The 11518-nt window shown below is 41.4% G+C and carries 9 protein-coding genes and 1 pseudogene; 4 read left to right on the top strand and 6 right to left on the bottom strand.

Features of this window, described 5'->3' with window-relative positions; all coding sequences use genetic code 11:
• Nucleotides 1-120: 120 nt before the first annotated feature.
• The 4 genes from CVD28_RS17610 to CVD28_RS17620 form a co-directional block, all read right to left on the bottom strand.
• Nucleotides 121-3810 (bottom strand): dynamin family protein, encoded by a 3690-nt coding sequence (locus CVD28_RS17610; protein ID WP_180954205.1) that lies wholly within the window; start codon nt 3808-3810, stop codon nt 121-123.
• 189 nt (nt 3811-3999) lie between these two features.
• A complete protein-coding gene (locus CVD28_RS28200) occupies nt 4000-4164 on the bottom strand; it encodes a hypothetical protein (RefSeq protein WP_180954206.1) in 165 nt (54 codons plus the stop codon).
• 117 nt (nt 4165-4281) lie between these two features.
• Nucleotides 4282-4824 (bottom strand): isoprenylcysteine carboxyl methyltransferase family protein, encoded by a 543-nt coding sequence (locus CVD28_RS17615; RefSeq protein ID WP_101594418.1) that lies wholly within the window; start codon nt 4822-4824, stop codon nt 4282-4284.
• Nucleotides 4824-5912, bottom strand: coding sequence for a type III polyketide synthase (locus tag CVD28_RS17620; protein ID WP_101594420.1), 1089 nt, complete (start codon nt 5910-5912; stop codon nt 4824-4826). Before CVD28_RS17620 ends, CVD28_RS17615 begins: the two co-directional genes overlap by 1 nt.
• A gap of 175 nt (nt 5913-6087) precedes the next feature.
• Here CVD28_RS17620 and CVD28_RS17625 point away from each other — a divergent pair, with 175 nt between their 5' ends.
• Nucleotides 6088-6540, top strand: coding sequence for a chemotaxis protein CheX (locus tag CVD28_RS17625; RefSeq protein ID WP_101594422.1), 453 nt, complete (start codon nt 6088-6090; stop codon nt 6538-6540).
• 148 nt (nt 6541-6688) lie between these two features.
• Here the strand turns inward: CVD28_RS17625 and CVD28_RS17630 are convergent, their stop codons facing one another.
• Nucleotides 6689-7462 (bottom strand): SDR family NAD(P)-dependent oxidoreductase, encoded by a 774-nt coding sequence (locus tag CVD28_RS17630; protein WP_101594424.1) that lies wholly within the window; start codon nt 7460-7462, stop codon nt 6689-6691.
• A 701-nt stretch (nt 7463-8163) separates the two neighbouring features.
• Between CVD28_RS17630 and CVD28_RS17635 the strand changes: the two genes are divergently transcribed.
• From CVD28_RS17635 to CVD28_RS17645, 3 genes and pseudogenes are all read left to right on the top strand, one after another.
• Nucleotides 8164-8313 carry a cytochrome c oxidase subunit 2A gene (locus CVD28_RS17635; protein WP_101594426.1) on the top strand — a complete coding sequence of 50 codons (150 nt, stop codon included), beginning with the start codon at nt 8164-8166 and terminating at the stop codon, nt 8311-8313.
• Nucleotides 8314-8336: 23 nt separating this feature from the next.
• Nucleotides 8337-8816 (top strand): annotated as a pseudogene (locus CVD28_RS17640) (cytochrome c oxidase subunit II).
• The gene (locus CVD28_RS17645) at nt 8813-10468 is read left to right on the top strand and encodes a b(o/a)3-type cytochrome-c oxidase subunit 1 (RefSeq protein WP_101594428.1); all 1656 of its coding nucleotides are present in this window, start codon (nt 8813-8815) and stop codon (nt 10466-10468) included. The pseudogene CVD28_RS17640 and the gene CVD28_RS17645 overlap by 4 nt, the downstream one beginning before the upstream one ends.
• 130 nt (nt 10469-10598) lie before the next feature.
• On the opposite strand, the gene CVD28_RS17650 is transcribed toward CVD28_RS17645, so the two are convergent.
• A complete protein-coding gene (locus CVD28_RS17650) occupies nt 10599-11507 on the bottom strand; it encodes a DMT family transporter (protein ID WP_101594430.1) in 909 nt (302 codons plus the stop codon).
• Nucleotides 11508-11518 lie beyond the last annotated feature (11 nt).

Raw genomic sequence — 11518 nt, forward strand, 5'->3', positions numbered from 1 at the left:
AATTGATAATCCTAACGGAACCTTCATGTCAATAATATTCTTTGTAATAGCCCGTACTTCCTCTTTGTTCCACAAAAAAAGCCGGATAGCGACATCGCCTCCGGCCTCAGTTTTCTGTGATTACAATCCTAATATCCTATTTCTTTCGCTGATTTCCTTTAATGCTTGTTCGTATAAAGGTATGTCTGCGTTTTCCTCTAATGCTGACCGAAGTCCGAGATACCTATCCTTTATTTCACGAGTATGCTTTTCTCTTAGCATTTCCATTTCAGCAGCAAGTGTGTTGGCCGCCGTGTCAAATATGTTGCGGGACTCTGTTTCGACGTAGGCCTTTGCAGCAGGCATTAAAGTTTCATATAAACTATCGCTCATCTTTTGTTTTTCGTTCTTTTCAAAGAATGATTTTGGATTCTTAAAAAAGGAAAGCTCTCTCTTAAAATTGTGTTCATCCATTTCATTGAAAGCAGATCTAAACTCGAGCGGTTTCATTTTTCCAGGTTCATAGTCACTTAAGGTGATATCCTCACGTATATTTTTTAGTCTATTAAGAAGCTCGGCATCTTTTTCGCCAATTAATTTTTTTACATATACTTCTGCTCTAAGTGCTGTAGCGCGCATTTCCTGCGCAAAATCGAAACCAAGAAAATCAAGCAGCTCACGGAGCGCCGACTGTAAAGCAGCCTTTAAATCCCGGCCGTCATCCTTGAGTACCGCAGGATTAAATGACTCCTTAAAGAAATCTGAAAACCTCAGGAAAACTCGCTGTATACAATAGTAAGCAAGCTCATTAACTTCCTTTTCCAGCCTTTGTTTGTCAGTTTCAGAAGATAGGCCTCCAATAGCCTCTAGCATTCTTTCCAATTCATTTCCAAGCTGCATCAGGATTTTACGTTTTGTCATTTCATCCTGCTTGGAAGAGTCTACAACCTGACGAAGCAGTTCTTCCGTTCTGGATAAAGTTCCCCGGGCTGACTGGATTGCCAGCTCTGTCAGCTCATTTTCAATAAACGATAAGAATTGCTGTTCGAAGTATCCCAGCCCGCTGTCAGGCAAGAAGTGGTGACTGAAAGCCTCCCCTTTCTTTTCTGCAATAGCTCCTTTTGATGTAACCGGGAAAAGCTTGGGAAAACGCACTCCAAAGCTGGTGAGCTGTTCTCTGACGTATACCGTCACTTCATTAAGTTCTTCAGCTGATCCAGCCAAATCAACAGCATTGATTAAAAAGAACATCTTATCCATGGCAAATGAATCTTTAACCCTGCCGAGCTGAATTAAAAACTCCCTGTCCGCTCTCGAGAACGGATGATTATAATAGGTTACAAATAAAATGGCATCCGAATTTTTGATATATTCAAAGGCTGCACCAGTATGCCTCGCATTGATCGAATCCGCTCCGGGGGTATCAACAAGGACCATCCCCTGCCGCGTTAGCTCGCATTCATAATATAGCTCAATCTCGTCCACAAAACAGGAATAGGCTTCATTTGACGCATACATTTTGAACTCATCAAGACCTACCAATAACTCGGCGCCTAAATTTGTCCTGTGCACTGGCAGGCCGGCAGAAAATGCCTTCAGGAAGGCTAGTTGAGTTTTGCCCTTATCATTTGGAACCTCCCCTTCAGTGAGCGATCGGGAGGCTTCCAGCGCCTGATCAAGATTATCTGCCTTAAGTTGGAAAGCAGATAAAGCAAGAACAACGTCCTCCAGGATCATATGTTCAGACTTAAGCCGGACACTTGCTGTACCATGGACTAAGTCCCCTTTTGGCGCCTTAATTTTATTAATCGCCGCCGTAGTAGGATTCGGAGACACAGGCAGCACTGTTTCACCCATTAGCGCGTTGGCAAATGAGGACTTCCCGGCACTAAAGGCACCAAACAGAGCAACCGTAAAAGTTTTTCCGTTTAACCGTTCTGCTTTATCCTTAAGCTCCTTATAAAGCGATTGGAAACCCTGTAGTGGAGAAACTAAATGCGATGCTTTGGTCAAGTTTTCCGCTGTTACTGAAAGCCTTTCTTTTCCTGTTAAAGCAGGGGCCTCACTATCTTGCTCTTTTGCAGTAATTTCAGGAAGAATTTCTGCTGTTTTTTCGGCGGGATCAGCAGAAGGAATCTTTTTAATTTCCCCGCTTTCCATAATTGCTGCATCCCTGTCGTCCTTTTCCCATTGACTTATCAGCAAAGCAGCTTCTTCATCGCTTTCTGGCGGCTGGGTACCGTTTAAGATAGATAACAGCTGTTTTTTTTCCTTATCTGCAAGATGTACAATATTTTCTGTATTTTGAAACGCATCTTCATACTTCTGCAGGCTTTCCAATTCTTCTTCAATTGTTAGAAGTCTGCTTTTCGTATCCGTTTGGGCAGCTGTGAAAACCCTCTTCGCAAATTCAGCAGCGGCATTCCTCGCCTGTTTCTTGACCGTGTCGGCCAGGTCGTTCGTATAATTTAAGACATATTCACCTGTGATTCCAGCCTGAGCCTTCAGCGGCTTCCGAATTAATTGTTCATTTACCTCCAGCTCAATTCCCTGACTGGCGGCTTCAAGTTCGGGGCTAATAATACCGGAGGACCTTAATGTCTTGGCTGCCAGCTCCTTAATATGCCAGACAAGCTGCGATGTTACCTTCTCACTCAGGTCATTTTGCAGCTTCAGCAGCCTTTCCTCCCGTTCAGCCTCTGTTTTTTTCCGGGAAAATAAAAGGCCAACTTTAAAATCTGCCTGGTTGGCTTCAAGAAAATCTTTCGCTATTTCCCGTGTTTGGGCAGGCATGATATAGGCATTCTTCAGAACCTTCTCCAATTCTTGCGCGAAGCCTGCCTCCAATTCCTCTGTTTTGGAACTCAATTCATTTTTTTCCGACTTTAACGAAGCCAGCTTACTGCGAATTTGTTCGAGTTCTCCCTCTTCCAATTGACCGAGAAGCTCGAGACTTTCCTGTTCTGCCTCTTCACCCTGAGCCTTTTGCCAAACAGCATGATTGAGGATCAGCCTCTCTGCTGCAAGGGTTATTGACAGACCATTGTCCCTTGTGCTATTTGCTATTAATTCTTTTACTAGTGCTATATCATTGTTTTCGTTGTCCAAATCCCGTAAGGACGTATAGAAAATTCCGTTTGGTGTTACACCCCAGTTTTCAAACGCCTCCTGAACGGAATGTTTAAACGACGAGAAGCTTAACTCTGAATCGTCATGTTTATCAATTTGATTCACAATCAAATATAAGGGTTTTTTTGCCTCAGCCATGTCCCGGGCAAATAAAAAATTCACCTCTGATTGGACATGATTATAATCCATCACATAAAAAATAATATCTGCCAAATGCAGTGTCGATTCAGTTGAGACCCTGTGAGCATCATCTGTTGAGTCGATACCCGGTGTATCCATGACCGCTATCTGTTCCGGAAGAGGAAAACTGCTTGAACTGACGGTAATCGATGCTACCTGATCACCATTTTTGCAGTACTCCTTCACCGCAGCAAAATCATAAGGCGCAGGAAAAAGGACAGGTTGCTGATTGTTAAAATAAACCTTAGCATAATCCTTTCCTTTTTGAAGTTTCACTGTATTGGCACTCGTTGGGATAGGGCTTGACGGCAAAACCTGCTCGCCCATCAAAAAATTAATCATGCTTGATTTTCCGGCTGAAAAATGGCCGCAAAAAGCAAAAATAAACTCTTCTTTATGCAGTTTCTTCATCAGCTGTTTCATTTTTTCGGCATTGCTGATATCTCCGCTTATGGTGAATTTGCGGTACAATTCTCCAAGCCTGCTAAGCTGACCATGCTGTACAGCTGAAATTTGCATCATGAAATCCATTACCCCTTATTTTATTAACTTTAATACACTCTATTGTAAACGATTTCGCTGTCTATTTATAGAAAAAATCCTTGATTGTACAAAGGAACCAGCTCCATGGTAAAGCTGCTGCTCACAAGCAGGCATCTCCAAAGATTTCGCTTTCTTTCATTATCCTTAAAAACAAAAAACCAGGCATGGCTACCTGGTTTGGGATGCTGTTATGAAATTTTGGCGTTTATTATTGTGCTGATTATTTGCAAAGGCTTGGGCTGTACGTTTGGCTGGCTTTTGAATGTTATTTAAAACATACACCATCACAAGGCTATATGTAACGACAGTAAGGGCAATTAAAAACCAAATCATGAAAGCACATCCTTTTCGTTAATGATAAATCATTTTTTAATTGAGAATAAATATCATCTTCAATTAGAATTGTATCATTAACGATAATCATTTTCAACGCTAAATATTTTGAACATCTTATGAATCGTGTGTTTCCGCCTTAAATGCAGTGCTGTAATCCGTTAGTGATTTAAGTGCCCGTTCTTCTTCGGGTATTCTCACCCGCATCATCATAATGTTTAGGCAAGTAAATAAGACTGCAGTAATAAAGGCATTAAACAAAAGTGCCATTACAATTATTTCAGTCGCTACAATTAAATAGTTCGGATGCTTGATGAATTTATAAGGCCCTTTAATCACAACATTTGCCCCTGGCAAGACAATGATTTTAGTATTCCAATATCTGCCCAAGGAAGAAAGCGCCCACACTCTTCCTGCCTGTGCTGCAAGAAAAATAGCCAGCCACAGCCCCCAGATTGGCGAGAGGTCGGTGTCCAGGTATGATACTTCCATGATTAAAGATAAAAAGTATCCAATGTGCATCGCTACCATCCAACGGTAATGGCTAGTCCCAAATTCGATTGCCCCCTGCTGCTTCATCCATTTTTCATTCCGCTTTGCTATGAATAGCTCCGCAAACCGCTGCAGGCAGACTATGGCAATAATACCGCCAAATATCATTATTCCCACCTCATTAACAGCATTTCCGAAGAAAATCCAGGTCCAAGAGCTGCAGCCAGCCCGTACTCTCCGCTCTCTATTCTTTTTTGCAAAAAACGTTCAAGTACATACAGAATGGTTGCTGATGACATATTGCCATATTCACGCAAAATTCCCAATGAAGTTTCGATATGATGATCCGAGAAGCCAAGAGAGTCCTGATAGGCCTCAATGACTTTTTTCCCTCCTGGATGGGCTATAAAGTGCTTAATATCCTTCAATCCTAATTCCTTGGCATCCAGAAACTCCTCTACTTGCGGCTTTAGCCATTGTTTTACAATAGAAGGAATATCCTTGGAAAAAACAACAAAGAGCCCTTCATTCTTAACATCCCAGCCCATCACATCCAGAGAATTAGGCATAAGTGCCGAATGTGTCTCCATAAGCTTTGGCACAGCCGGAAGCTTAACTTCAGAAAGCTTTTCAAACTCATCCCCGCACACTAAAGCGCAGGCAATGCCATCCGAAAATAAAGATGTCCCTATTAAATTGCTTTTAGAGATATCATCCTTTTGAAAGGTCAAGCTGCAAAACTCGATTGCAAGGACAATAACAGAGGCTTTTGGATAGGCTTTGCAATATTCAAATGCCCTTGATAGCCCCGCAGCTCCTCCTGCACATCCAAGTCCCCAAATCGGAATCCTTTTTAAATTAGAGGAAAATGGGATATGATTCATGATCCGTGCATCAATGGTAGGTGTTGCCAGACCCGTGCTTGAAATAAATATAAAGGCGTCAATATCCTTTGGATTGACTGGTTTATGTAAAAATTCCCCGTTGTTAAGGCATTCATAAATTGCTTCATAGCCATATTTCACAGAATGTTCTATGTAAAGGCTGTTTTTCTCTTCAAATGATCTTTCTTCTTTGAACCATTCCAGAGGATTTGAAAAGTTCCGGGCCTGTACCTGTCCGTTTTCGAACACATGGATGAGCCGGTCTATGTCTCTGAAGGATGAACCAAACATGCTCCTAGCAAATTCCCTTGCAGATTCCTGGTTTATTTTATAGGGCAGTTCGATATGGGAGGCAGACATAATATATGGCATAGGATCACCCCTTCGTTTTATAAAGGGTAATATATCCTCTTTTATGTAAAAATAAACTTTAGCCCTTATGATCCATATGACCTGTGATAAAGTTACTGTTTTTTACTGATTTTTGGTGCTATACCTTCACTATTTTTGTTATTATAAAAAATATACAAAAATTCAGGGGGTTAATATGACTAGTGGTGTGATCACCAATGTTTTAAACGGGACTATTGATTCTGTAAAATCTGTAATCCCGCTCTCAATAGTAATAGGAAAACCGGCACTCATTGTACAGCCTGTTGAGCATGAAGCCATAGGCGTCCTTATTGGCATGACGGGAGATATCCGCGGCAGGCTGATAATTGAAGGAGCTGAGGAAACAATAGGAAAAATAGGAGAATCCATGTTCGGCATGCCGCTTGCGGGAGAAATGCTTGAATCCTTTGCGGGAGAGCTGGGCAATATGATTGCCGGCAATCTGGCTACTACTATCGCGGGGCAGGGATCAGAAATGGATATTACCCCTCCTACCGTTCTGGTGGGGAAGGCAAAAATGTATGGGTTTGAAAAGGCGCTTCGCTTACCGATTGGCTTAACAGATATAGGTGAATTGCGGATTATCTTAATGATGGAAGTTAGCTGAAAGAGCAGGTTTTGCAGAAGAAATTGCCTTACTGAAGCAAATAGAGAAATACAAGAAAACAGCTGTTCTGAACAGGGGTTTATAGCAAAGTATGGAGTTATTACATACCTTTTGCTGTCAATCCTGTTGGAACAGCTTTTATTATTTACTAGAATCCTTTAATTGTCATGCCTCCATCTACAAATAAAGTTTGGCCTGTAATATAGGAAGACGCATCACTTGCAAGAAATACAGCCGGACCTACTATTTCAGGAAGCTCGCCAATCCGGTTAAGAGGGGTCACTGCGAGAATATCATTAACATATTCTTCATCACTTAGCAGTTTTTCAGTTAGCGGTGTCTTAAAATACCATGGGCCAAGGCTATTCACCCTTATTCCAGACATTCCCCATTCCAGCGCAAGAACCTTGGTCATTTGAATCATGGCAGCCTTAGTAGCCGCATATACCACTCCTGTTCTTAACGCGGTGTGCCCGCCTACTGATGAAATAGAAATGATGCTTGCGCCGTTTTTATTATCCGCCATATTCCTGCCGATCTCCTGGGACATCATGAAAGCCGATTTCAAATTGGTATCCATAATTTTTTGCCACTCTTCATCCGTCACGTCGAGAGCTTTTGATCTTATATTCATTCCAGCGTTATTGACTAGAATATTAATCTCTTTAAACTCGTCCATAATTGCGGCAACAGCTTGCTGAATCTGTTCACGTTGTGTAACATCCAGTGCCCTAATATATGCTTTTCTGCCTGCAGCCTCAATCATGGCGGCAGTTTCCTGCAAATCACTTTCAGTCCTTGACATTATAGCAACATCTGCACCTGCTTCAGCCAGCCCAACTGCAATTGCCTTTCCAATTCCCCTGCCTGCTCCTGTTACAACAGCCGTTTTTCCATCCAGCCGAAATGTAGGTAAATACATCAGAAACCACTCCTATCTGCAATCTACTATTATTAAATCACTACTGATTGAGACAGACAATTACATGATGCTATAAATATAGCTCTATTGCTTCTTCGGCGGGTTGTTTTGGACTTCGATAATGATCGGTTTAAAGATGTTCCGCCCACAGCGGGTACATTGAGTTTCAACTGTGTATATTGCCCTGCAATGAATACAATATTTTTTCTCCAAAATTCCACATTCCTTCATTTAAATAATAATATCCTATTCTATTCACATATAAGGATTTTGTTTCCTTATTTTTGGAGGATTTCAGGTGTTAAGGGCCATCAAGAAGAGCCCTGCCAGACAAAGGTCCGGCAAGGCAGCTTTTTATGCATAACTATTCTATTGTCCGGTCAAAATTAATATTTATTTGCCAAAAATAGTATCGCAAGGAAACTAGCCATAAATGCCGAGTTTTATCCCGTTCAGGTAATAGCGAATTAAGTCATTGCCTTTGGGATTATCATACTCCTTAAACTTCACATATTCTTCACAACTTACAGGGTTTTATTGTGATTAAAATCACTGTTACATCAACTTTTACCTATTATCATGTTATTAAGTAAGCTTTGAACAATTTGTGAAATGAAAAAAACCAACTGGAATTGAACAAATTGTTTTGTATGATGAAAATGTATTTATCTATTTCCATTGTCTAGAAAGGAGTGAAAAGAATGGCACAGCCACAATTAAAAAATAAAACAAAAACAACAGTCGACGACCACTCATCCCTAAAAGGGACTCTGGCTTCCGTGTTCACGCTTGGATTGATTTTGATTATTACTTGGGTTAGTGTATATTTCTTATTTCTAGATCGTCTATAAAGAGAATTTAGGGGGAAAAAGCCATGCATATGCATAAATTTGAAAAAATATGGCTCATTTTCGGGATTGGATCATTGCTTGTTTTTCTAACAGTCCTTGGTGTCAGCGCTTTCTATATGGGCAATCAGCCGCCAAGCTGTTTAACTACGATTGATCCTGGAAAGATTGACCAAACTTAACCATTCGACAAGCCTGGACTTCATAAGGTAGAGGGCAAGGATTGGGATTATGAACTTGTATTTGTAGCACAGGCATTTGCGTATAACCCGGGTAAAGTAGAAATTCCAAAAGGTTCTACAGTGAAAGTTATTGCAACCACAAAGGATGTAATCCACGGATTTGAAGTTGCCGGAACAAACATTAACATGATGCTGGAACCAGGTTTCGTAAGTGAAAAGGTAGCTATCTTCAATAAAACGGGAGAATTCCTGATTTTATGTAACGAATATTGCGGAGCAGGTCACCATATGATGAACTCCCGAATTGAGGTGGTTGAAAAATGATAAGCTCTTTTGAAAAAGTAAAAGTTGATCCGCGTGATGCCAAGCTTTCGATGGCACACTTTTATGTAGCATTCACTGCCCTGGCACTTGGAGGGCTTGCCGGTTTGCTTCAGGTTCTGGTCCGTTCAGGCAAATTAGAATTGCCATTCGGAATCGGCTACTATCAAGTATTGACTGTTCATGGCGTATTATTAGGACTTGTATTAACTACTTTCTTTATTTTAGGATTTCAATTCGCGGTCATAAGCCGCACTGCCGGAACTTTATCAGACGGCGCCCGGAAAGCCGGCTGGATCGGTTTCTGGACAATGACGATCGGTACTGCCATGGCAGCTGCAATGGTTCTGCTTAATGAAGCTTCCGTACTTTTCACATTCTATGCGCCTCTAATGGCCCATCCAATTTTCTATATAGGTTTAACACTAGTGGTTGTCGGAAGCTGGATTGCCGGAGGTGCGATGATTACATCTTACATTAGATGGCGGAAGACTAATCCTGGCAAGCCTAGCCCGCTATTAAGCTTTATGGCAGTGGTAAATACTCTCATGTGGATTGTCGCCACAATTGGGGTAGCAGCAACCGTTCTTCTGCAAATGCTTCCTTGGTCATTAGGTTTAGTAGATACTATCGACGTTTTAATCAGCCGTACTCTTTTCTGGTACTTTGGCCATCCGCTCGTATATTTTTGGCTTCTTCCTGCCTATATGTGCTGGTATGCTATTGTTCCAAAAATCATCGGCGGGAAAATTTTCTCTGATTCTTTAGCTCGGATGTCTTTCATTCTGTTCTTGCTTTTCTCAATCCCTGTCGGTTTCCACCATCAGCTGATGGAGCCAGGTATTGATCCAGCTTGGAAGTTCTTGCAAGTAATATTAACATTCCTTGTAGTAATCCCTTCATTGATGACTGCTTTTTCTATGTTTGGGACATTTGAAATGTACGGCCGCTCTCAGGGAGCAACAGGCTTGTTCGGCTGGCTTAAGAAATTGCCTTGGGGTGATGCTAGATTTGTAGTTCCTTTTATCGGAATGGTATCTTTCATTCCTGCAGGAGCTGGCGGTATGGTTAACGCTTCTCACCAATTAAATCAGGTTGTCCATAATACCATTTGGGTAACCGGTCACTTCCATTTAACATTGGCTACAGCTGTTGTCCTAACATTCTTTGGTATCTCTTACTGGCTGGTACCTCACTTAACTGGAAGGGTATTAACAAAGAAAATGAACCGTTTGGCAATTATTCAGGCAATTGTTTGGTCCGTTGGTATGACATTTATGTCTGGTGCGATGCATGCTGCAGGACTTCTTGGAGCGCCTCGCCGTTCATCTTTCTCAACTTATGGTGATGCTGCACAGGCTACTGACTGGATTCCTTACCAAATTGCCCAGGCAGTTGGCGGAACTATTCTTTTCATTGGTATCATCTTAGTTTTGTATATCTTCGTAAACCTTGCTTTCTTTGCACCTAAAGGCGAGCAGGAATTCCCTGTTGGTGAAGTTGCTGATGCCGCTGAAAAGACTCCTATGGTATTCGAAAACTGGAAACTATGGCTTGGTATCACAGTTGTTCTCATCCTATTCGCATATACAATTCCGTTTATTGATATGATTCAAAATGCACCTCCAGGATCAAAAGGATATAAACTTTGGTAAAAAAAGCATACTTTCATATCTTTTACACAAAAAAGCAGATCAAACTCGATCTGCTTTTTTGTGTTGGATTCGAAATATCTCCCCCATCACCTGCTGCCGAACAAAAGATGATTAGGAGTTTCAGATAAAATTAGATTATGGTGCCAATCTCTTTCTTTTCTGTAACTGGGTCCCTTCTGCTGTATAAAACAACAGCCAGAAGAATAACCCCTGCTCCAGTTAATTGCAGCAGGGAAAGTGATTCAGAAAAGAAAGCAAAACCAATGATCATTGCAGTTACAGGTTCGATTGTGGCCAGGACTGCTGCTTTGCTGCTATCCATTGCCTTCAGGCCCCAAGTATACAAGAGGTACGCAAGTACTGTTGACAGCAGGCTTAATCCCAGAACCTTGAGCACTATTCCCATGTCAAAAAAGATTGGCGCTTTTGTCCAAATCCGGGTAACCGGAAGCAGAAATAAACTTGCTACAAAAAACGTATAAGCAGTAATAGTAAAGGTTTGGTACTTACCCAGTGCTGCTTTGCCAAAAATACTGTACAAAGCATACCCTAGTCCTGAACCGAGTCCAGCCAGATATCCAATTGGATTTCCATGCTGCATTCCTGAATCAAGTGCTCCTGTTACCAGAAAACAGCCCGCAAGCGTACAGCAAAGGAGGACTAGTTTTCTGGAGTTGAATTTCTCTTTTAAAAAAAGTACCGAGAGAACCATCACAAACACAGGCGAAGTGTACAAGAGAATAACAGCCGCAGAAATCGAAAGCATGTTCATTGCGGTAAAATAACACCAATTAAAAAAAACGATACTTAAAATCCCTGTTCCTATAAATAGATAAATATCCTTTAAATTAATTCTTAACAATCTTCTGTCCTTTATCAGCCCGATAATGAGAAGAAAGGCACTGGATGCTATAACTCTTACTGTAACAATCTCCATGGAAGAGAAGCCAGCTTCCGCAAGGCCTTTAACGAATATCCCAATTGCGCCCCATAAAATAGCCGCAAACAGAATGGCCAGAGCTGGAAGAAATAGTTTCATTCGGGATTCAC

Origin of the sequence: Bacillus sp. M6-12 (genome assembly GCF_002860285.1) — a bacterium.
GTDB lineage: Bacteria > Bacillota > Bacilli > Bacillales > DSM-1321 > Peribacillus.